This is a genomic window from Halarchaeum grantii, from assembly GCF_014647455.2.
GTDB classification, from domain to species: Archaea; Halobacteriota; Halobacteria; order Halobacteriales; family Halobacteriaceae; genus Halarchaeum; species Halarchaeum grantii.
Genome location: NZ_BMPF01000001.1, coordinates 608,403 through 628,956, shown reverse-complemented (window position 1 = coordinate 628,956; position 20,554 = coordinate 608,403). Strand labels below are relative to the sequence as shown.

Here is a 20,554-nt window from a genome sequence, read left to right as displayed (position 1 = left end):
GGCGGGTATCACCGCCGGCGTACTTAACAATCCCGAACGACCGAGCGCGTGCGAGGGGTTTAGGGTCGCTCGGCTCCCCCTGTCGGTCGTGGGCCTCTACGACCGCTACCTCGATTGGGTCGTCCGCCGCGACGACGCCGCCACGCCCGCGCACGTCGCGCTCGTCATCACCGAACGCGACCTGCTCGAGAACGGCGCGTACGACACCCTCGAGCGCTTCCTCGCGCTCGCCTTCGAGCACGGCGCCGAGCGGGTCACGGTCTACGTCAGCGTCCTCGACCGCGCGGTCGTCCCGACGCTCGAACGCGAACTCGCCGCGCTCGACGCGCCCCACCCCATCGCCCTTCGCGGCCCCGGTGACACCGAACGCGCCGACGCGCCCGTGCAGGTCAGCGTCGGCCTCGGCGGCAAACACGAGTTCGCCGAGGCCGTCCGCGCCATCGCCGACGCCGTCGAGGCCGGCGACGCGGACCCCGAGACCGTCGACGAGGCCGCCGTCGAGGAGCACCTCGTCTTCCCCGCCGACCCCGACCTCGTCATCAAGACCGGCGCCGAGCGCCTCAGCGACTTCATGATCTGGCAGTCCGTCTACAGCGAACTCTACTTCACGGACGTCAACTGGCGGGACTTCCGCGCGAGGGACTACCTCCGCGCGCTCCGCGACTATCAGGACCGCCAGCGGCGGTTCGGACGGTGAGCGAGCGCCAGTGAGCGAACCGTCCAAACCCAGCGGGACGTCCGTCCCGCGATGGGTCGGAAGATGAGCGGTAGCGAATCTTCCGAGCGCCGGCGAGCGTGCCGTCCGCCCGACGCGCCCTACTCCGCGCTCGCGCTCTCCTCGCCCTCGACGTCGACGTCCACGCCGTCCGGGACGTACTCGCGGAGGCGCGAGAGGACGGCGCGCGCTTCGCGGACCTCGACGCTCCCGAACGCGCGGACGAGCGCGAGCGCGCGCTCGGCCTTCGCGCGCTGCCACGACGCCTCGCGGGACTCGTAGGTGCGGATGGCGCGCAGGAAGTCGACCTTCGAGAACTCCGGCCAGTAGGGCGTGCAGAAGAAGACGGCGGCCTCGTTGCCGTTCGCGTGCCACGGCAGGAAGTTCGAGGTGCGTTCGTCGCCGCCGGTGCGGACGATGAGGTCGACGTCCCGAACGCGGTCGTCGTGGAGGCGGCGCTCGATCGTCGCGACGTCCACGTCCTCGGCGGAGAGGTCGCCGGACTCGACGGCCCGCGCGACGTCGCGGGCGGCGCCGAGGAGTTCCGCGCGCCCGCCGTACGCGAGCGCGATGTTCAGCGTGAACCCGTCGTAGCTGTCGGTCCGGCGCTCCGCGTAGTCGACCGCGTCGCGGACGCGCTCGGGGAGGCGCGACGTCTCGCCGATGGCGCGGATGCGCACCTCCTGGTCGTGGACGCGCTCGGCGTCCGCGAACTCCGTGAGCTTGCGCTCGAGGAGGTCGAAGAGACGCTCGCGCTCCTCGGGCGGCCGGTCGAAGTTCTCGGTGGAGAACGCGTAGAGAGTGAGCTCCTCGACGCCGAGTTCCGCACACCAGTCGAGGACGTCCTCGGTGGTCTGCGCGCCCGCGCGGTGGCCGTCGCTCGGGTCGTCGCCGCGCTCCCGGGCGTAGCGCCGGTTCCCGTCCTGAATCACGGCGACGTGCTCCGGCGCGCCCGAGAGCTCGTGGCGGAGGACGTGCTCGTAGGCGGCGTCGAACTGCGCCCTGACCCACCCTCGAAGCATACGTGTCGGTTGCGCGCCGGACGCCATGAGCCTTGCCCTCCGCTCGGTCAGCGACGCACGCTAGACTCGCGTCCGCTCACGGGTCGTTCCTCCCCGTTCGCGGCGTTCGCGGTTCCTACGGAACTGCGTTCACTCCCACCCGTCCTCGGTGATCCCGACGACGGACTCGGCGCCGTCGAGTGCTTCGAGGGCCGAAACGACCGTTTCGAGGTCGTCGCCGGCCTCCCAGTAGAGCACGAGGTCGTAGGTCGTCTCGCGCATGAGCTGCTGGCACTCCCAGACGAACTCGTCGCCGTCGACGGTGAGCCCCTGGTGCTGGTTGACGCCGAAGCGCTCGTCGTCGTTCCCGGAGTAGACGTAGGTGTCCGTCGCCTCGATGCCCGCGTGCTCCGCGACGACGTCGCCGGCCTCGAGGGTGAGCTGGTGGAGGAGGCTCTCCTCCTCGCCGTCGAGGTCGGTGTGGACGACCGCGCCGTGAAGCGTGATGTCGCCCGGTTTCAGGAGTTCGACAGTGCGCCGATAGAGGTCCGCGTTCGCCGTCTCCGTCATACTCGCGGAGAGGCGAGTGTGGGCTAAAGGGCTCACGGTCCCGTCCGGCCCTCGCTGGCGCTCGGCCCGGACGAACGAGTGAGCGGGGAGCGTGCGACCCGCGAGCCACGTCTCGCGACGCGCGGCCAACCGATGCAGCCGGAGAGCCCCCGCTCTCCGTGTGTTAAACTAGCACGCCCGAACTCAACCCTTATACTGTGTGAGTCCCCACTACGGGCCATGACCGACGCGGACCTCGACGACACGGACCGCGCCATCGTGAACGCCTTCCAGGGGGGGTTTCCGGTGGTGCAGCGGCCGTTCGAACCGGCCGCCCACGCGCTCCGCTCACAGGGCATCGACGTCGATGCGCCGACGCTCGTCGAGCGCGTTCGTCGCATGGTCGAGGCGGGGACGCTCTCGCGCTTCGGCGCGCTCATCAACGCCGAGGAGATCGGCGGGCACGCGACGCTCGTCGCGATGCACGCGCCCGAAGAGCGCTTCGAGGCGGTCGCGGAGACGGTGAACGCCCACCGGGAGGTCGCGCACAACTACGAGCGCGCGCACCCGCATCTCAACATGTGGTTCGTGGTGTCCGTCGCGGAGCGAGAGCGCGCCCCCGACGTGCTCGACGAGATCGAGGCGGAGACGGGGCAGCCGACCTACGACCTCCCGAAACAGCAGGAGTTCCGCGTCGAGGCGAAGTTCCCCGTCGAGGGCCCGCTCGAGGGCGTCGACATCGACCTCTCGCACCTCGGGCCGAATCCGAGCCCGACGGACGCGACGACGCTGACGCCCGCCCAGCGCGACCTCGTCGTGGAGATTCAGGGCGGTCTCCCGGTCTCGGAGACGCCGTATCGGGACGTCGCCGAGGCCATCGGCGCCGACCCCGAGTGGGTGGTGGAGACGATCCGACAGTTCAACGTCGAGGGGAAGGTCCGACGCGTCGGCGTCGTCCCGAACCACTACGCGCTCGGCTACTCGGAGAACGGCATGACGGTGTGGGACGTCCCGGACGACGCCGTCTCGGAGGTCGGGCCCGCCGTCGCGTCGCTCGACTTCGTGACGCACTGCTACGAGCGCCCGCGACACGACGGCGTCTGGCCGTACAACTTCTTCGCGATGACGCACGGCCGCAGCGAGGCCGAGAGCGAGGCGCGCGTCGAGCAGGTCCGCGACGTGATGGCGGAGCACTGGGACGTCGGCGCGGAGGACTGGGACACGCTGTTCTCGACGCGCATCCTGAAGAAGACGGGTATCCGAATCGCCGAGCGCGCGGACGCGAACACCGCGCAAGCCGACGAGACCGAACAGCACGCGTGATACCGCTCGCCCTCGACTTCTCCGAGGAGGCGGTGCTGGTCGTCGGCGGCGGCCCCGTCGGGGCGCGCAAGGCCCGCCGGTTCGCCCGCGAAGCCCGCGTCATCGTCCTCAGCCCCGCGTTCGCGGACGCCGACTTCGGCGACGCCGAACTCGTGCGGACGGCGGCGGACGCCGACGCCCTCGACGACTGGGTGGGGCGCCTCGACCCGGCGCTCGTCGTCGCGGCGACCGACGACGCCGACGTGAACGACGCGGCCGTCGAAGCCGCCCGCTCGGCGGGCGCGCTCGTGAACCGCGCGGACCACGCGGGCGACCGGGCGTTCGACGACGTCGCCGTCCCCGCGACGGTGCGCGACGACCCGGTGACCGTCGCCGTCTCGACGGGCGGGTCGAGTCCGGCGCTCGCGAAGCACCTTCGCGAGCGAATCGAGGACGCCGTGACGGGCGCGGGGGCGATGGCAGAGCTGACCGCCGCGCTCCGCGAGTCGCTGCAGGACGCGGCCGTCCCGCCCCGCCGACGGCGCGACGCCGTCCGCGCTGTCGTGCGCTCGGAACCGGTTTGGAAGGCTTTACGTAGCGCAGACACCAAGGACGACCAAGAGGTCGACGACGCCGTGCGGCGGGTGGTCGCGGACGTCGCCGGGGACGCCGTCTCCGGCGGGCCACGCGAGGACGAAACTCTCGCGGACGTCGTCGACGAGGAACACATACCGTGAATCGGAATACGAGCGTCGTCTCGGGGGTTCGGGTCGCGCACCCGGAGGCGACCGTCCACGACATCGAGGCCGCCCGCGCGGAGAGCGTCGCGGCGCTACTGGACACGCTACGCGCCGAATCGGGCGTCGAGGAGGCGTACGCGCTCCAGACCTGCAACCGCGTCGAGGCGTACGTCGTCACCGCCGACCCCGAGACGGGGCGGCGCGCGCTCGCCGCCACCGGCCTCGCCGAGCACGCCGCGAGCGTCGAGACCGGCCACGAGGAGAGCCTCCGCCATCTGATGCGCGTCGCGGCGGGCGTCGAGTCGCTCGTCCTCGGGGAGGACCAGATTCTCGGGCAGGTCCGCTCGGCCTACGAGAGCGCGGTCGACGCCGGCGCCATCGGCCCCGTCCTCGAGGAGGGGGTCACGAAGGCGATCCGCGTCGGCGAGCGCGCGCGCAACGAGACGGCCATCAACGAGGGCGTGGTCAGCCTCGGGAGCGCCGCCGTCAACCTCGCGGAGCGCGAACTCGACGTCGCGGACGCGGCCGCCGCCGTCATCGGTGCGGGCGAGATGGGGTCGCTCGCCGCGAGGGCGTTCGACGCCGCCGGCGTCGCCGAAGTCGTCATCGCGAACCGGACGCCCGAGCACGGCGAGTGGATCGTCTCGGATCTGGACGCACCGGGGCGTGCGGTCGGCCTCGACGCGCTCCCGGAGACGCTCACCGAGGCCGACGTCGTCGTCGCGGCCACGGGGAGCGACGACCCCGTCGTCACGCCCGACGTGGCCACCGGCGCCGGGGAGACCTTCTACGTCGACCTCGGCCAGCCACGCGACGTCGCGCCCGCCGTCGCCGAGCACGAGGCGGCGTCCGTCCGCGACCTCGACGACCTCGAGGACGTCACGGACGAGACGCGAGAGCGCCGTTCGAGCGCCGCGCTCGCCGTCGAATCCATCATCGACGAGGAGTTCGACCGCCTCCTCTCGCAGTACAAGCGCAAGCGCGCGGACGCGGTCATCGCGCGGATGTACGAGAGCGCGGAGCGCGTGAAGGACCGCGAGGTCGCGACGGCGCTCTCGCGGCTCGAATCGCACGGCGACGGCGGCGTGGACGACGCCGAGCGCGAGGTCGTCGAGTCGCTCGCGGACGCGCTCGTCTCCCAGATGCTCGCCGCGCCGACCCAGAGCCTCCGGGACGCCGCCGCCGAGGACGACTGGGAGACGATCGCGACGGCGATCCGGCTCTTCGACCCCGACATCGAGGACGCGGACCCCATCCGTCTCGGCGACGAGCGCCCGCCCGCACGGTTCGCGGCCGCCGAGACCGAGGACGACTGAGGCGCCGAGGCGGACAGTACGGTTTTGGGGCTGGGCGGCGACCCCACACGTATGGCAGAGACACTGAGCGACGAGGAGGTCGAGGACCGTCTCCCGCCGGCGTGGGAACTCGAAGACGACGAAATCGTCCGCACCTACGGCTTCGACGACTACCTCGCGGGCGTCGCGTTCGCGAGCGAGGTCGGCGAACTCGCCGACGAGGCGTTCCACCATCCGACGATCGTCATCGAGTACGACACGGTCGAAGTCCGCTTCACGAGCCACGAGGCGGGCGGCGTCACGGAGCAGGACCTCGAACTCGCCGCGGAGTGCGACGCGCTCCGGTAGATGGAGGCGCGGTACGTCTTCGCCCTCCGCGTCCGCCTCGACCCGTCGACGCGCGGCGTCACCGTCGACCCGACCGAGTTCGAGACGCGGCTCTACCGGGAGGCCGAGACGCCCGGCGAGGACGGCTGGCTGTTCTTCCGAAACCACCTCTGGCGCGGCGAGTTGGCCGACGACGCGCACTTCCGCGAGCTCGCCGAGGACGCCCTCGACGTCACGGTGGCGGACGCCGAGTACCGGGCGTTCGAGATGGACGACGCCTACCGGACGGCGTTCCGGGAGGCGGTCGCGGCGGAACTGGCGGCGTTCCGCGCCGACAGCGTCGACGAGGTCGTGAACAAGTACCTCGGGAGTTCGCTGGAGGTGCGGGCGTCATCGGACGAGTAGGACGCTGCCCCCGCCCGAACGGGGTAGCCACGCGTCGGCGGCCCCGGCCGACGTCGTGCGCGCGGCGCCGAGCGCCCTCCGCGTAACCCCTTTACTGTCCCGTGGCGTACCCTCGAGTAGATGACCGAACCGGGCTACGACTACTGGTTGCTCGACCTCGACGGGACGCTCGTGGACACGGAGTGGTCGTACACGCGCGAGGTGTTCGACCGCGTGGAGGCCGAACTCGGCGTCTCCTTTACGGACTACGAGGCCGAGGTGCTCTGGCACGGCCTCGGCGGCGACCGGGACGACCTCCTCCGCGAGTGGGGGTACGACCCCGTGGCGTTCTGGGAGGTGTTCGACGCGCTCGACGACCCCGTGGAGCGCGCGGAGGCGACGTACCTCTACGAGGACGCGTCGTTCGTCGCGGACCTCGACACGCCCGTCGGGTTGGTGACGCACTGTCCGGCGCCCGCGACCGACGCCGTCCTCGACCGCCTCGACGTCCGGGACTGGTTCGACGTCGTCGTGGCGTGCGACGACGAGACGGGCTACAAGCCCTCGGCGCGACCGCTCGACCTCGCGCGCGGCGACCTCGGCGTCGCGCCCACGGCGCGCGGCGTCTACGCGGGCGACGGCGCGAGCGACGTCGGCGCGGCGGCGAACGCCGGCCTCGACTCCATCCACGTCGAGCGCCACGACCCCCATCGACGCGGCGTCTGCGTGCTCGGCGACCGCCGCGTCGAGTCGTTCGCCGACCTCGGTGTGACGCACGCCGCCGACGACTGAGGCGGACGACGCGCCGCGACGAGCGCGATGGACGAGCCGAGACGGTCGCGTTCGACGGAGAGGCCTAGACGCCGTAGCCGGGGAGGTCAGCTATCACGGCTTCGATCCCGTCGAGCGCGCGAACGAGTTCTCTCACGCCGTCTTTTTCGGTGCGCTCCGGGTTCGCGAGGACGCGCACAGCCTCCTCGCCGACGGGGACGAAGCCGAGGCCGAGCTTGGCGGCGCTCGCGCGGAGGCCGAGTCCGGCGTCGACGTCGCCCGACTGCACCTTCCGCGCGGGCGACTCGTGAGCGCGGACGGTGCGCTCGTAGCCGTGGACGCGCTCGGCGTCCACGCCGGCGTCGGCGAGGGCGGCGTCGAACGTGGCGCGGAGGCCGCTCGCGGTCGTCCGGTTCACGAACGAGACGTCCGCCGCGGCGAGGTCCGCGACGCCCTCGATGCCGGCGGGATTCCCCCGAGGAACGACGAGGCCCCACTCGCGCGTCCACGACGCGAGCGCGTCCGTCTCCTCGTCGGCCTCGAGCGGGCCGCTCGCGACGACGACGTCCGGGAGGCCGTCGCGGAGGCGGCGATAGCCCGAGCGGGTGCCCTCGGCGAGATACCGTGGCCCGCGGACGCCGTCGAGGGCGCGCGCGAACGCGGGGTCGTCCTCGCCGACGGCGAGCACCGCCGGCGGGCGGACGTCCGGGGAGAAGAGCTCGACGGTCACCGACTCGCCCGCAGCGAGGTAGTCCGTGTCGGCGTCGACCTCGACGACGCCGTCGGCCTCGACGAGCGACGTGGTGGCGCCGCTGCCCTTGTCGACGGGGTAGACGAGCGTCTCGCCGGCTTCGTCCGTGAGGAGGCCGGCGGGCATGAGGCGCGTGCGGCCCTGCGCGTAGCGTTCGCGGACGGCCATCCGCCCCTCGACGGTGGCGCGCTCGCCCTCTGGTTTTCCGGCGGCGTCGCGGATCGCGGGCGCGACGAACGTCCGGAAGATGGTGAGCGCCGACACGGGATAGCCCGGGAGACCGACGTACGCGCTCTCGCCGACGCGCCCGACGAGCATCGGCTTCCCGGGCTTGATGGCGACGCCGTGCAGGAGCAACTCGCCGGTCTCCTCGATAACGCGATAGACGACGTCGACGGCGGACGCGGACGTCGACCCGGAGGTGAGGACGAGGTCGCACTCGGCGGCGGCTTCGCGGAGCTGGCGCTCCATCTCGTCGTAGTCGTCGCCGGCGTGCGGGTAGAGGACGGCCTCGCCGCCGGCCTCCTCGACCGCGGCGGCGACCGTGTAGGAGTTCACGTCGTGGATCTGGCCGGCGCGATGGTCGAGTTCGCCGCCCGGGCGGACGAGCTCGTCGCCCGTCGAGACGACGCCCACCGTCGGCGTCCCCCTCACCGGCACCTCGTCGACGCCGAGCGCCGACAGGAGGCCGATCTCGCGCGGCGTGAGTTCGGTGCCGGGGCCGAGCGCGCGTTCGCCGGCGGCGACGTCCGCGCCCGCCGCCATCACGCTGTCGCCGGGCGCGACCGCCGTGTCGAACGCGACCCCGTCCTCGACGTCGTGAGTGCGCTCGACGGGGACGACGGCGTCTGCGCCCGGCGGCATCACGGCGCCCGTCGAGATCTCGACGCACTCGCCCGCTCCGACGTCGACGGCGGGTTCCTCGCCCGCGTGGACGACGCCGACCTGCGGGAGGACGACGGGGTCGGCCTCGTCGGCGCCGAAGGTGTCGCGCGCGCGGAGCGCGTAGCCGTCCATCGACGCCCGATCGAAGCCCGGGACGTCGATGCCGGCGTCGACGCGCTCCGCGAGGACGCGCCCGCGCGACTCCCGCAGGGGCACCGTCTCGGGCGCGGGTTCGATGTCGAGGCTCGCGACGGCCTCGTGGGCCTCCTCGGGGGATGCGAGGTCGCGGAACTCCTTTCGGTCCGTCACGGCGACACCTCCGCGTGTCGCCGGACGGACGACGGCCGTCGCAGCGCCGTCTCCGTGCGCGCGTCGTCGGCCGGAAGTCCCGCGAGCGAGTCGGACCGGCAGCGTGGTCGGTCGACGTCCGACCCGCCGCCGGTGAGACGAGCGAGTGGGAAGCTCATGGCCGGACCTCCCACTGCTCGACGCGGACCGTCTCGCCGGCGGCGATGCCCTCCGCCGACTCCGGGACCACCACCCAGCCGTCCGCGAGCGCGACGCTCGACAGCACGCCCGACCCGCTCGTGTGGACCGGCTCTGCGGTGTACCCCCCGTCACGTTCGTCGAGCGAGACGCGCGCGTACGTCCGGACGCCGGGTTCGCTCCGGAGCTTCCCCGAGAGCTCGGCGTCGACGGCGGGGAACGCGGGGACGGGCATCCCGCCCGCCGCTTTGAGGGCGGGTCGGACGAACTGGACGGCGTTGACGATGCACGCCACGGGGTAGCCCGGGAGACAGACGACGGGCGTGTCATCGACGACGCCGGCGGCGACCGGGTGGCCGGGCTTGAGCGCGACGCCGTGGAAGCAGAGGCGGCCGAGCTCCGCGACGACGTCCGGCGTCAGGTCGCGTTCGCCGACGCTCGACCCGCCCGTGGTGACGACGACGTCCGCGTCGAGGTCGCGCTCGATGGCCGCGCGGAGCGCGTCGGCGTCGTCGGTCACGACGTCCCGATAGCGCGCCCGCCCGCCCCATCCCTCGACGAGGCGCGAGACGGTGAGGCCGTTCGTCTCCACCATCTCGCCGGGTCCGGGGTCCGCTTGGACGAGCTCCTCGCCCGTGGGTATCACGGCGACCTCGGGGTGGTCGGCCACCGTGACGTCGCGGACGCCGCTCGCCTTCAGGAGGCCGAGGTCGGAGGGCCGCAGGCGGTGGCCGGCGTCGTGGAGGTGCTGGCCGGCGGCGACGTCCTCATCTTTCGCGCCGACGTTCTCGCCGACCGCGACGGAATCGAGCACTTCGACGTCGGGGCCGACCGCTTCGACTCGCTCAACCATCACGACGGCGTCCGCGCCCTCCGGGAGTTCGCTCCCCGTGTGGACGCGGACCGCCGTCTCGGGCGCCATCGACTCGTCCGCGCGGAGCACGGCGGGGTCGCGTTCGCTCGCGCCGAAGGTGTCGGCGGCACGCACCGCGTAGCCGTCCATCGCCGCGCGCTCGTAGCCGGGGACGTCTCGCGCGGCCGCGACGGGTGCGGCGAGCGTCCGGCCGGCCGCGTCCGCCACCGCGACCGACTCGCTGCGGTCGTGTGGCGCGACGGCGTCGAGGAGTCGCGCCCGCGCCTCGGCGACCCGGGTGCGCTCCTTGAACCCCGCGCGCCGGCGGTCGTGGGTTCCGGTCATACCTCTCCTTCGTGGGCCCCGCCGAAAAACGCCCGGTCGCCCGCGAGTCGAACCGTTAACCCGAGTTAATTGGGCTTAATCGGGCCTCAAACCGCCGGGAACGGTCTCCCCCGTTCAATACCCATCGGGCCATGGACCTCGGGTGGAGGCAGACAGATGAAGCTCACTCAACTCGGTATCGTGGCGCTCGCCGCCCTGCTCGTGACCGCGGGCGGCGCGTCCGCGATGAACGTCAGCACAGACTCCGGTGTCAGCGTCGACGGCACCGTGACCACCGACGGCGACGCCGCCACCGCCTCGGGCAACGCGTCCGCGGACACCGCCGCGTCCGCGAACACCACCGACGGCGACGACGCGGACGGTGACGCGAACGCGTCCGCGGACGGCGATGCCGACGGTGACGCCGCCGTCGAGGCCGGCGCCTCCGAGGACGGCGCCGAAGCGGACGTGAACGAGACCGCGAGCGGCTCCACCGACGCGGCGGCCGACGCGAACGCCTCGGCCGGCCCGCCGACGGACATGCCCGACAACGTCCCCGAGCACGTGACCGAGATCCACTCGTCCATCGGCGCGTTCCTGAACGGTGAGATCGATGACCTCGGCGCCGCCGTCAGCGGAATCGTCGGCGGCTCCGCCGACGCGAACGGACAGGCCGACGCGAACGCCACGGCTGACGCGAGCGCCGACGCTCGCGCGAACGGAAGCGCACAGGCTGACGGCACCGCGTCCGACGACGCCGAGACGCGCGGCGACGCCGCCGCGACCGCCGATGCCGACGTGAGTGCGTCCGCGAGCGCCGCTGCGGGCGCGTCCGCGCAGGGCGGCGTCGCGTCGGCCGTCCAGAGCGAGCTCGCGAACCTCGGCGCGGCCATCGACGGCTTCGTCGGCGCTGACACCGAGGCGAGTGCGGCCGCGAACGCCGACGCCTAACGCCCGATGATACCCCCTGCCGGCGGTGATGCGGTCGCGCTCGCCGTCGGCCTCCTGCTCGGCGGCGCCGCGCTCGCGTTCGCCGCCCGAACGCTCTCGCGACCGTTCGGCTACGACCACGCGGTCGTGACCGCGCTCTGCGGTGCGGTCGCGTCCGCGCTGGCCGGTGCGGTCCCCGTCTTCGGCCCTCCGTTGGCGCTCCTCGCGTGGGTCGCCGTCGTCAAGTGGCGCTACCCCCTCCGTTGGCCGGGTGCCGCCGCCGTCTGCGGCTTCGCGTGGGTCGTCACCGCCCTCGCCGTCGCCGCGCTCGGCGTCCTCGGCCTGCACGTCGACCCGCTCGGCGTGCCCGTGCGCTGAGCCGCCGCGACCACCGCCTTTTTCGAGCGCGCGCCCGAACGACCGCCTATGTCTCGGCTCCGCGACGCGCTCCGCGAACTCCCCGACGCCGTCTTCGCCGACCTCGCAGAGAGCGACGACGCCTACCGGCTCGTCTTCGACCTGCCGGGCGTCACCGCCGACACCGTCGACGTCGACGTCCGCGAGGGGACCCTCCACGTGGACGCCTACCGCGACAAGGACGTCCCCGACGGCTTCGACTACCGGCGTGAGGAGCGCGCCGTCTTCCTCGAGTTCGAGGTGCCGCTCCCGCCGGACGCCGCCGGCGCGGACGCCGCCGCGACGCTCGACGCCGGCGTCCTCGAGGTCACCGTCCCGAAGGCCGACGGCGGCGTTCGCGTGCCCGTCGAGGGGTAGCGCGTGGCGTCACTGCGTGCGTACTGGCGCTTCGCCGTCGTCGCGTGGCAGTTCCTCCCGCTCGTCTGGTCGTACGCCCGCGACCGGCGGCGCTTCCTCCTCGTCGGCGGCCGTCGCTCGGTCTCCAGCGAACGCCGCACGCGCCGCGCCGAGCGCCTCCTGTCGAGTCTCCTCACGCTCGGGCCGACGTTCATCAAACTCGGCCAGTTGCTCTCGACGCGCCCGGACGTCCTCCCGCCCGAGTACGTCGAGGAGCTCTCGGAGCTACAGGACCAGGTACCGCCGGCGGAGTGGGAAGCGGCCCGGGAGGTACTGGAGGCGGAGGTTGGGCCGGTCGGGGAGGCGTTCGACGAGTTCGACACGGAGGCGATCAGCGGCGCGAGCCTCGGGCAGGTCTACACCGCCCGCCTCGACGGCGAGCGCGTCGCCGTGAAGGTTCGCCGCCCCGGCATCGAACCGCTCGTGAACGCGGACCTGCGCGTCGTCTCGTGGGCGCTCCCGCTCCTCCTCTTCTTCGTCGACGACGCGCGGGCGTTCAGCCTCGAGAACCTCGCCGAGGAGTTCGACAAGACGCTGCGCGAGGAGATGGATTACTCGCGGGAGGCCACGATGCTCGGCGAGATCCGCGCGAACTTCGCCGACGACGACGGCGTCGCGATCCCCGACGTCTACGACTCGCGCTCGGGCGAGCGCGTCCTCACCATGGAGTACGTCGAGGGGACGAAGATCTCGGACGTCGAGTCGCTGGACCGACTCGGCGTCGACAGACACGCCGTCGCCGAGACTCTGGAGCGCGCCTACCTCCAGATGATCATCGAGGACGGCGTCTTCCACGCCGACCCCCACCCGGGGAACCTCGCCGTCCGCGAGGACGGCACCATCGTCTTCTACGACTTCGGGATGAGCGGCCGCGTCGACGAGTCCGTTCAGGACCGCATCGTCGACTTCTACGTCGCCGTCGCGAACCAGGACATCGAGGCCATCCTCGACACGCTCGTCGCGATGGGGACGCTGAGCCCGGAGGCCGACCGCGCGACCATGGCCGAAGTGATGGAGCTCGCCATCGCGGACGCGCGCGGCGAGTCCGTCGACCAGTACCGCGTCCAGCAGATCGTCTCGAAGGTCGAGGACACCATCTACGAGTTCCCCCTGCGTCTCCCCTCGAACCTCGCGCTCGTCCTCCGCGTCGCCACCGTCGTCGAGGGCGTCTGTCTCACCCTCGACCCCGACTTCGACTTCGTCACCGTCGCCACCGACTACCTCGGCGAACGGGGCTACTACGAGCGCGGCGCCCGCGAGTTCATCACGGAGACCGGCGACCGGCTCTCGGAGTCCGCGCGCGCCTCGCTGCGCCTCGCGCCGAAGCTCGAGCGCGCGCTCGACCGCGTCGACCGCGACGACTTCTACGTTCGCGCCGCCGTCGAGGACTCCGGCGGCTACGTCGACGCGCTCGCGAGGCGTCTCGTCACCGGCCTCCTCTTCGGTGCGGGCGTCGTCTCCACCGGCCTGCTCTACGCGGAGGCCGCCACCCGACTCGCCGCCGTCGCCGCCGGCGGCACGCTCGTCGTCGGCCTGCTCTGCTGGCGCTCCTTCCGACGCCGACGCGGGCCGTCGAGCGCGAACGCGCCCGCGACCGGCCGCGACCGCCGGTAACGCCGTCCACTCACGGTCCTCCGTCGTCCCGCCCATCGCGGAGGCCGGGCCGTCGCGGGGCGTCCGCGACGCCGTGCCTATCGCCGTCAGCGGCCGCTCACTGGTACGTTCCAAACGGTTTATACCCGACAGGCGAGAATCGCGGGTATGGCGAAAGAGCAGAAGGAAGTTCGGGACCTCCAGGAAGGGAACTACGTCATCGTCGAGGACGCCGCGTGTAAGATCGACGGCTACTCGACGGCAAAGCCCGGCAAGCACGGCAGCGCGAAGGCCCGCATCGAGGCGCGCGGCGTCTTCGACGGCAAGCGCCGCTCGCTCAGCCAGCCGGTCGACGCGAAGATCTGGGTCCCGATAATCAACCGCAAGGGCGGCCAGATCGTCTCCAAGGAGTCCGACACCGTCGTGCAGGTCATGGACCTCGAGACCTTCGAGACGGTGACGATGGAGATCCCCGAGGACGTCGATGTCGACCCCGACGACGAGATCGAGTACCTCGAGTGGGAAGGCAAGCGCAAGGTCCTCCAGTAATCGGATGTTCCCCGGCGCGACGGCGGACCGCTCTGCTTCGTCTTACGTGGTCGTCGGCGCGCCGCTCGACGTCTCTACGTCCTTCCAGCCGGGGACGCGCTTCGGGCCGGATCGCGTCCGTCGGTTCGCGGGGACGTTCGAGGACTACGACCGCGCCGCCGACCGTTTGTTTTCCGAATCGGGCGTCGCCGACGCCGGCGACGTCCACGCGTGGAACGACGCCGCAGAGTACGTCGACTACCTCGCGAGCGTCTGCCGCGACGTCGTCCGCGACGACGCGATACCCCTCACCATCGGCGGCGAGCACACCGTCTCCGTGGCACCGGTGCGCGCCGTCGACCCCGACGTCTTCGTCGTCTGTGACGCCCACCTCGACCTGCGCGAGGCGTACGACGGCGACCCGTGGAGCCACTCGACGGTCACCGGACACGCGCTCGACGTCGCCGACGAGGCGGTGATCCTCGGCGCGCGCTCCGGGTCCGAGGCGGAGTGGGAGCGCGCCGCCGAAGGGGACGTCACCGTCGTCGCCCCCGAGGACGTCGCGGCGTGGGCGCCGCCGGCCGAGTTCGCCGAGCGCGATGTCTACCTCTCGGTTGACGTGGACGCCGCCGACCCGGCGTACGCTCCGGGGACGGGCACGCCGGAGCCGTTCGGCCTCACGTCGCGCGAACTCCGCGACGTCGTGCGCGCGGTCGCGCCGCACGCCTCGGGCTTCGACGTCGTGGAGGTGAACGACCGCGACGACGGGCAGGCGGCGGTGCTCGCGGCGAAGCTCCTCCGCGCGTTCGTCTTCGCGCACGCGGACGCGACGGCCGTCGACGGCTGAGCGCGAGCGGGTGCGCCGGGAACGAGGGCGGACGGGTGGCGCGTCGCTTCCCGTCGGGGCCGCGCCACCGGTTTCGCGGTGGCCGCCGACGGGCGTTCGGTCAGAGCACGCCCCGTGGTGGCCGCGGCCTCCCACGTGAACTCCCGCATCCTTCTTGTCGCCGGAGGTCCGCGTTCCCGTATGCGACTCTCCGAACTCGTCTCGCGCTACGACGAGCGACTCCGCACCGAGGACTTCGCGGACGTGGACGCGTCGGCGAACGGCCTCCAAGTCGGCCCCGACGAGAAGCACGTCGAGCACGTCGCGTTCGCGGTGGACGCCGTCGCGGAGACGGCCGAGCGCGCGGCCGAGGCGGACGCCGACGTCCTCGTCACGCACCACGGCCTCTCGTGGGGCGGCATCGAGCGGGTCACCGACCGGCAGTACGGCCGCATCGCGCCGCTCATCGAGAACGACGTCGCGCTCTACGTCTCGCACCTCCCGCTCGACGGCCACCCCGAGCTGGGGAACGCGGCGGGCGTCGCGGACGTGCTCGGCCTCGCGAACACCGAGGGCATCGGGCACGTCGGCGCGGAGACCATCGGCCTTCGCGGGGACGCGGGCGCGCTCGCGCGCTCGGCCGTCCACGAGCGCCTCGAGACCGAGCTCGACCACGGCGGGACGGGCGTGCGCGCGCTCGAGTTCGGCCCCGAGACCGTCTCCGACGTCGCGGTCGTGACGGGCGCGGGCGCGGACTTCCTCGACGAGGCCGTCGCGGCGGGCGTCGACACGGTCGTGACGGGCGAGCCGAAGGGGAAGACCTACCACGAGGCGAAGGAGGCCGGCATCAACGTCTTCTGCGGGACGCACTACGGGACGGAGACGTTCGGCGTGCGCTCGCTGATGGACCTCACGGAGCGCTGGGGGCCCGACGTGACGTACCTCGACGTGCCGACCGGTCTGTAGGGGGCGAATCCGCGCCCTTCAAGCGGCCCGCCGGCCCACGTGTGCGTATGAGCGACGACCACGACGAGTACGAGGAGCCGGCGCGCGAGGAGTTCGACCACGACCCCCTCGGACACGCCGAGGTGCATGCGGGGATGACGGTCGGCGAGCTCGTCGAGCAGTACGGCCACGCGGGCATCGGCGCGGCGGACGTCTCGCACGCCGTCGACGTCTACGCGGAGATGCTCGGCGACGACGACGTGACGAACTTCTTCGGGCTCGCCGGCGCGATGGTCCCGACGGGGATGCGTCAGGTGGTCGTCGAACTCATCCGGGACGGTCACATCGACGCGCTCGTGACGACGGGTGCGAACCTGACGCACGACGCCATCGAGGCCGTGGGCGGGAAGCACCACCACGGCCACGCGGGCCCGCACGACCACCGGATGAGCGCGGACGACGAGCACGCGGGGATGGATCCGACGGCGTACGACGAGACGCTTCGGGAGGAAGAAGTGGACCGCATCTACAACGTCTACCTCCCGCAGGAGCACTTCGCGCTCTTCGAGGCCCACCTCCGCGAGAACGTCTTCCCGGAGGTCGAGCGCACCGTCTCCATCCAGGAGCTCACCGAGGCGCTCGGGAAGGCGAACCTCGAGGTGAACGAGGAAGACGACGTCGCGGAGGACGCCGGCATCGCCGCCGCCGCGTACGAGCACGATGTCCCGGTGTACGTGCCGGCGATTCAGGACTGCGTGCTCGGCCTGCAGGCGTGGATGTACTCGCAGACGAGCGACTTCACGCTCGACGCGCTCGCGGACATGACGCACATCACGGACCTCGCGTTCGACGCGGAGAAGGCGGGCGCGATGGTCGTGGGCGGCGGCGTCCCGAAGAACTACGTCCTCCAGACGATGCTCGTCGTCCCCGAGGCGTACGACTACGCGGTCCAGTTGACGATGGACCCCGAGCACACGGGCGGGCTCTCGGGGGCGACGCTCGACGAGGCGCGCTCGTGGGGGAAGCTGAAGCCCACGGCGGAGAACGCGACGGTCGTCGGTGATGCCACAATCACGCTCCCGCTCGTCGTCGCGGCGACGCGCGAGCGCCTGTAGGCGGGACCACCATCGTCGGTGTGGGCCGCGGACTCACCAGTAGAACCGGGCGGTGTCGATACGGTCGACCGACCGCCCGAATCGCGACGTTCCGTCGGATTCCGACGCCGAAGCAACCGAAGTGGTCGGCCGAATGCGAGATACGGGATAAATCGGCCATTCGTAAACCAGTGGTCGGGCCAGGGGAAACAAATACGGTGTCCTTATCCGTGTACGGAGCGTTCGTCTATTTGCAATGGCATCCGGTAAGGTTGACTTCTTCAACGACACGGGCGGTTACGGTTTCATCACGACTGAGGACTCTGAGGAGGACGTTTTCTTCCACATGGAGGACGTCGGCGGTGAGGACCTGACTGAAGGTACTGATATCGAATTCGACATCGAAGACGCCCCCAAGGGCCCGCGCGCGACGAACGTCGTTCGCGCGTAATTCGACGTACTACTGTCGCCGTTCGGCGACACGAGCGTTACTGCGGTTTTTCTCACACTCGCGAGCGACCGGTGTACGGTCGTCGAGTCCGGCCGGTGTTCGTTTTGCCGACCGCCGACCGAATATCACAAACGTCGAACCCACACACCGACGGTCGTCGGCCGCTGGCGCCGCGATAAAACATGAGTTAAGCGGGTGGAGCGAGAGGGTCGAGATAGCCTTCCCCACACTCTAACCATGTCCGGAGAGTACGACCTAGTCATCGTCGGCGGCGGCATCAGCGGCGCATCGCTCCTCTACACGGTCGCGAAGTTCACCGACGTCGAGTCGGTCGCGCTCGTCGAGAAGGAAGCGGAGATCGCGCAGATCAACTCCCACCACACGAACAACTCCCAGACCCTCCACTTCGGCGACATCGAGACGAACTACACGCTCGAGAAAGCCGAGGAAGTGAAGGAGGGCGCCGAGCTCCTCGCCGGCTACCTCGAGAACCACGACCCGGAGCGCGAGATGCACTCGAAGCGCTCGAAGATGGTTCTGGGTGTGGGTGACGAGGAAGTCGCCTCCCTCGAAGAGCGCTACCACGAGGAGGGCTTCGGCGACCTCTACCCGAAGCTCCGCCCCATCGAGCGCGAGGAGATCGCCGAACTCGAACCGAAGGTCGTCGAGGGCCGCGACCCCGAGAAGGACCTCCTCGCGCTTCAGACGCCGGACGGCTACGTCGTCGACTACGGCGCGACCGCCCAGTCCTTCGTCGAGCAGGCGAAAGCGGAGACGGGCGTCGACGTCTACACCGGCACGGAAGTCACCGACATCACGGAGACGACGCGCGGCTACACGCTCACGACCGACGAGGGGCCGTTCGACTGCGACGTCGCCGTCGTCGCCGCCGGGTCGCACAGCCTCCAGATCGCGAAGGAGATGGGCTACGGCGAGGACAAGGTCCTCCTCCCCGTCGCCGGGAGCTTCTTCCTCGCGGACGACGGCCCGCTGAACGGAAAGGTCTACACGCTCCAGATGAAGAAGCTCCCGTTCGCCGCCGTCCACGGCGACGCGGACGTCCACGACGGCTCTATCACGCGCTTCGGGCCGACCGCGAAGCTCGTCCCGGCGCTCGAACGCGGCCGGCTCAACACCGTCAGCGACTTCCTCGACGTCTTCGGGCTCAACGTCGCCTCCTTCCTCAGCTACGCGAACATCCTCTCCGACCGCATCCTCCTCCCCTACGTCCTCCGCAACCTCGTCTACGACGTCCCCGAGGTCGGCCGGCGCTCCTTCCTGCCGGAGGTCCAGAAGGTCGTCCCGACGATGGAGCTCGAGGACATCGAGCGCGCGAAGGGCTACGGCGGCGTCCGCCCGCAGATCGTGGACACGAAGAACAAGAGCCTCGACATGGGCGAGGCGAAGATCGTCGGCGACGACATCATCTTCAACATCACGCCCTCGCCCGGCGCCTCGACGTGCCTGAAGAACGCGATGCGCGACACGCACACCCTCATCGACTTCTTCGACGACGACTACGAGTTCGACGAGGACGCCTTCCGCGCCGACACCATCGGCGAGTTCCCGCGCCTCGACGACGCGGACGGCGACGAGGAGTAATCCTTACTCCGACTCGCGGAGTTCGTCCGCGAGCGTCGGCACGAACGTCCCGACGTCCGTCACGAGCCCCACGGCCTGCGCGCTCCCGCGGTCGAGCAACTGGGTGACCGTCGCGGGGTTGATGTCGACGCAGACGACGCGCGTCGAGGAGGGGAGACAGTTCCCGACCGCGACCGAGTGGAGCAGCGTCGAGAGCATCACCACCATGTCCGCGTCGTGGGCCTGTCGGCGGATCGCCTCTTGGGCCTCGATCGTGTCCGTGATCGTGTCCGGGAGCGGCCCGTCGTCGCGGATGGAGCCCGCGAGCACGTAGTCGACGTCGTTCTCGACGCACTCGTACATCACCCCCTCCGTGACGAGGCCGTCGTCGACCGCGTTCTCGATGCCGCCCGCGCGGACGATCTCGCTGATCGTGTAGATGTGGTGCTTGTGGCCCTTTCGGGGGTGCTCGAGGGTCTCGATGTTCATGCCGAGGCTCGTCCCGTAGAGGCCGCGCTCGATGTCGTGGGTCGCGAAGCCGTTCCCGGCCGAGAGCCCGTCCACGTATCCCTCGCGGACGAGCTCGGCGAGCGCGTCGCCAGCCCCGGAGTGGATGACGGCGGGGCCGGCGACGACGAGGACGTTCCCGCCCGCGCACTTCACCTCGCGCAGCGCGTCCGCGACCTCGCGGATGAGCGACTTAGAGGGGCGTTCGGCGGAGACGCCGCCGCGCATGAAGCCGAAGGGCCCCGAGGAATCCCGGGGGCGCTCGGGCGGTCGCACCCGAATCCCCGCCTCGCCCGTCACCACGAGGTCCTCCGCCTCGATGCCGTTCAGCACCTGCGTGCGCGCCGTCGGCTCGCCGTCCGGGTCCTCGACGACGATGGCGCAGTCCATCTCGATGTCCTCGACCGGCACCCACGTCCCGTTCACGCGGACCTCCGTCGGGTGGTTCGTCGTCGAGTAGAACCCCTGCGGGACGACGCGATCCGCGGGTGCGGGCGTCAGCGTCGCGTCCTCCGGGTCGATGGGGTTCACGCCCGACTGGTGGAGCTCGTGGACGATGGACTGCAGGGTGTCCGCGTCCGGCGCGAGCACGCGCAACCGCGCGTAGGACTCCTCGTCCTTCGCCCGCCCGACGTCGAACTGCTCGACGTCGAAGTCCCCGCCGAGGTCCATGATGACCTCGAAGCAGCGCTGCATCGTCCCCGAGTCGATGATGTGGCCCTCCAGCTCGACGGTCCGCGAAACGGTCATACTCGGGCGTCGTCGCCGGACGCAATCAGGGTTGCGCCGCGACGGCGGTGGCGTTTTACGCGACGGCGCGATACGTCACGGTGGCCGATGACGAAGCCACCGGGCCGAGCCCGGGGTGGCTCCCGGGCGATGCGGAGCCCTATGAGTGCCGAG

23 protein-coding genes are annotated in these 20,554 nt (G+C 71.3%); 17 read left to right on the top strand and 6 right to left on the bottom strand.

What is annotated here, in order from left to right; all coding sequences use genetic code 11:
- Positions 1 to 88: 88 nt before the first annotated feature.
- Positions 89 to 697, top strand: coding sequence for an undecaprenyl diphosphate synthase family protein (locus tag IEY12_RS03290; protein ID WP_188878785.1), 609 nt, complete (start codon positions 89 to 91; stop codon positions 695 to 697).
- Positions 698 to 816: 119 nt separating this feature from the next.
- Here the strand turns inward: IEY12_RS03290 and uppS are convergent, their stop codons facing one another.
- Both uppS and IEY12_RS03280 read right to left on the bottom strand, forming a co-directional pair.
- Positions 817 to 1,737, bottom strand: coding sequence for a polyprenyl diphosphate synthase (gene uppS, locus IEY12_RS03285; RefSeq protein WP_188878782.1), 921 nt, complete (start codon positions 1,735 to 1,737; stop codon positions 817 to 819).
- Between the two features lie 129 nt (positions 1,738 to 1,866).
- On the bottom strand, positions 1,867 to 2,286 hold the full coding sequence (locus IEY12_RS03280) for a DUF5778 family protein (protein WP_188878780.1): 420 nt from the start codon (positions 2,284 to 2,286) through the stop codon (positions 1,867 to 1,869).
- 219 nt (positions 2,287 to 2,505) lie between these two features.
- On the opposite strand from IEY12_RS03280, the gene ahbB reads away from it, so the two are divergent.
- The 6 genes from ahbB (at position 2,506) to IEY12_RS03250 (ending at position 7,105) form a co-directional block, all read left to right on the top strand.
- Positions 2,506 to 3,588 (top strand): siroheme decarboxylase subunit beta, encoded by a 1,083-nt coding sequence (ahbB, locus tag IEY12_RS03275; RefSeq protein ID WP_188878777.1) that lies wholly within the window; start codon positions 2,506 to 2,508, stop codon positions 3,586 to 3,588.
- Positions 3,585 to 4,304, top strand: a complete 720-nt coding sequence (locus IEY12_RS03270; RefSeq protein WP_188878775.1) for a precorrin-2 dehydrogenase/sirohydrochlorin ferrochelatase family protein — start codon at positions 3,585 to 3,587, stop codon at positions 4,302 to 4,304. Before ahbB ends, IEY12_RS03270 begins: the two co-directional genes overlap by 4 nt.
- Positions 4,301 to 5,623 carry a glutamyl-tRNA reductase gene (hemA, locus tag IEY12_RS03265; protein ID WP_188878773.1) on the top strand — a complete coding sequence of 441 codons (1,323 nt, stop codon included), beginning with the start codon at positions 4,301 to 4,303 and terminating at the stop codon, positions 5,621 to 5,623. Before IEY12_RS03270 ends, hemA begins: the two co-directional genes overlap by 4 nt.
- A 51-nt stretch (positions 5,624 to 5,674) precedes the next feature.
- Positions 5,675 to 5,950, top strand: coding sequence for a 4a-hydroxytetrahydrobiopterin dehydratase (locus tag IEY12_RS03260; protein ID WP_188878764.1), 276 nt, complete (start codon positions 5,675 to 5,677; stop codon positions 5,948 to 5,950).
- Entirely contained in the window at positions 5,951 to 6,334 is a 384-nt protein-coding gene (lwrS, locus tag IEY12_RS03255; RefSeq protein WP_188878761.1) for an LWR-salt protein, read from the top strand.
- A 120-nt stretch (positions 6,335 to 6,454) separates the two neighbouring features.
- Positions 6,455 to 7,105, top strand: coding sequence for an HAD family hydrolase (locus IEY12_RS03250; protein ID WP_188878758.1), 651 nt, complete (start codon positions 6,455 to 6,457; stop codon positions 7,103 to 7,105).
- Between the two features lie 64 nt (positions 7,106 to 7,169).
- On the opposite strand, the gene IEY12_RS03245 is transcribed toward IEY12_RS03250, so the two are convergent.
- The 3 genes from IEY12_RS03245 to IEY12_RS03235 are packed head-to-tail and all read right to left on the bottom strand — an operon-like array spanning position 7,170 to position 10,404.
- Positions 7,170 to 9,029, bottom strand: coding sequence for a molybdopterin biosynthesis protein (locus IEY12_RS03245; RefSeq protein ID WP_188878755.1), 1,860 nt, complete (start codon positions 9,027 to 9,029; stop codon positions 7,170 to 7,172).
- A complete protein-coding gene (locus IEY12_RS03240) occupies positions 9,026 to 9,187 on the bottom strand; it encodes a hypothetical protein (RefSeq protein ID WP_188878753.1) in 162 nt (53 codons plus the stop codon). The genes IEY12_RS03245 and IEY12_RS03240 overlap by 4 nt, the downstream gene beginning before the upstream one ends.
- Positions 9,184 to 10,404: a molybdopterin molybdotransferase MoeA gene (locus IEY12_RS03235; RefSeq protein WP_188878746.1), complete on the bottom strand. Its 1,221-nt coding sequence runs from the start codon at positions 10,402 to 10,404 to the stop codon at positions 9,184 to 9,186. The genes IEY12_RS03240 and IEY12_RS03235 overlap by 4 nt, the downstream gene beginning before the upstream one ends.
- 156 nt (positions 10,405 to 10,560) lie before the next feature.
- Between IEY12_RS03235 and IEY12_RS03230 the strand changes: the two genes are divergently transcribed.
- The 10 genes from IEY12_RS03230 (at position 10,561) to IEY12_RS03185 (ending at position 19,165) form a co-directional block, all read left to right on the top strand.
- The gene (locus IEY12_RS03230; RefSeq protein WP_188878744.1) at positions 10,561 to 11,334 is read left to right on the top strand and encodes a hypothetical protein; all 774 of its coding nucleotides are present in this window, start codon (positions 10,561 to 10,563) and stop codon (positions 11,332 to 11,334) included.
- 6 nt (positions 11,335 to 11,340) lie between these two features.
- Positions 11,341 to 11,691, top strand: a complete 351-nt coding sequence (locus IEY12_RS03225) for a hypothetical protein (RefSeq protein WP_188878742.1) — start codon at positions 11,341 to 11,343, stop codon at positions 11,689 to 11,691.
- Between the two features lie 48 nt (positions 11,692 to 11,739).
- Positions 11,740 to 12,087 (top strand): Hsp20/alpha crystallin family protein, encoded by a 348-nt coding sequence (locus IEY12_RS03220; RefSeq protein ID WP_188878740.1) that lies wholly within the window; start codon positions 11,740 to 11,742, stop codon positions 12,085 to 12,087.
- 3 nt (positions 12,088 to 12,090) lie between these two features.
- Complete coding sequence (locus IEY12_RS03215) at positions 12,091 to 13,740, top strand: ABC1 kinase family protein (protein WP_188878736.1); 1,650 nt, start codon at positions 12,091 to 12,093, stop codon at positions 13,738 to 13,740.
- A 147-nt stretch (positions 13,741 to 13,887) separates the two neighbouring features.
- Positions 13,888 to 14,268: a translation initiation factor IF-5A gene (locus tag IEY12_RS03210; RefSeq protein ID WP_188878734.1), complete on the top strand. Its 381-nt coding sequence runs from the start codon at positions 13,888 to 13,890 to the stop codon at positions 14,266 to 14,268.
- Between the two features lie 4 nt (positions 14,269 to 14,272).
- Complete coding sequence (gene speB, locus IEY12_RS03205; RefSeq protein ID WP_188878732.1) at positions 14,273 to 15,094, top strand: agmatinase; 822 nt, start codon at positions 14,273 to 14,275, stop codon at positions 15,092 to 15,094.
- Positions 15,095 to 15,274: 180 nt separating this feature from the next.
- On the top strand, positions 15,275 to 16,039 hold the full coding sequence (locus IEY12_RS03200; RefSeq protein ID WP_188878719.1) for a Nif3-like dinuclear metal center hexameric protein: 765 nt from the start codon (positions 15,275 to 15,277) through the stop codon (positions 16,037 to 16,039).
- A gap of 47 nt (positions 16,040 to 16,086) precedes the next feature.
- A complete protein-coding gene (locus IEY12_RS03195; RefSeq protein WP_188878709.1) occupies positions 16,087 to 17,133 on the top strand; it encodes a deoxyhypusine synthase in 1,047 nt (348 codons plus the stop codon).
- A 235-nt stretch (positions 17,134 to 17,368) separates the two neighbouring features.
- Positions 17,369 to 17,563 (top strand): cold-shock protein, encoded by a 195-nt coding sequence (locus tag IEY12_RS03190; RefSeq protein WP_123075564.1) that lies wholly within the window; start codon positions 17,369 to 17,371, stop codon positions 17,561 to 17,563.
- A gap of 237 nt (positions 17,564 to 17,800) precedes the next feature.
- The gene (locus IEY12_RS03185; protein ID WP_188878708.1) at positions 17,801 to 19,165 is read left to right on the top strand and encodes an FAD-dependent oxidoreductase; all 1,365 of its coding nucleotides are present in this window, start codon (positions 17,801 to 17,803) and stop codon (positions 19,163 to 19,165) included.
- A 3-nt stretch (positions 19,166 to 19,168) separates the two neighbouring features.
- On the opposite strand, the gene IEY12_RS03180 is transcribed toward IEY12_RS03185, so the two are convergent.
- Positions 19,169 to 20,401 (bottom strand): ornithine cyclodeaminase, nickel-pincer nucleotide-dependent, encoded by a 1,233-nt coding sequence (locus IEY12_RS03180; RefSeq protein WP_188878706.1) that lies wholly within the window; start codon positions 20,399 to 20,401, stop codon positions 19,169 to 19,171.
- Positions 20,402 to 20,554 lie beyond the last annotated feature (153 nt).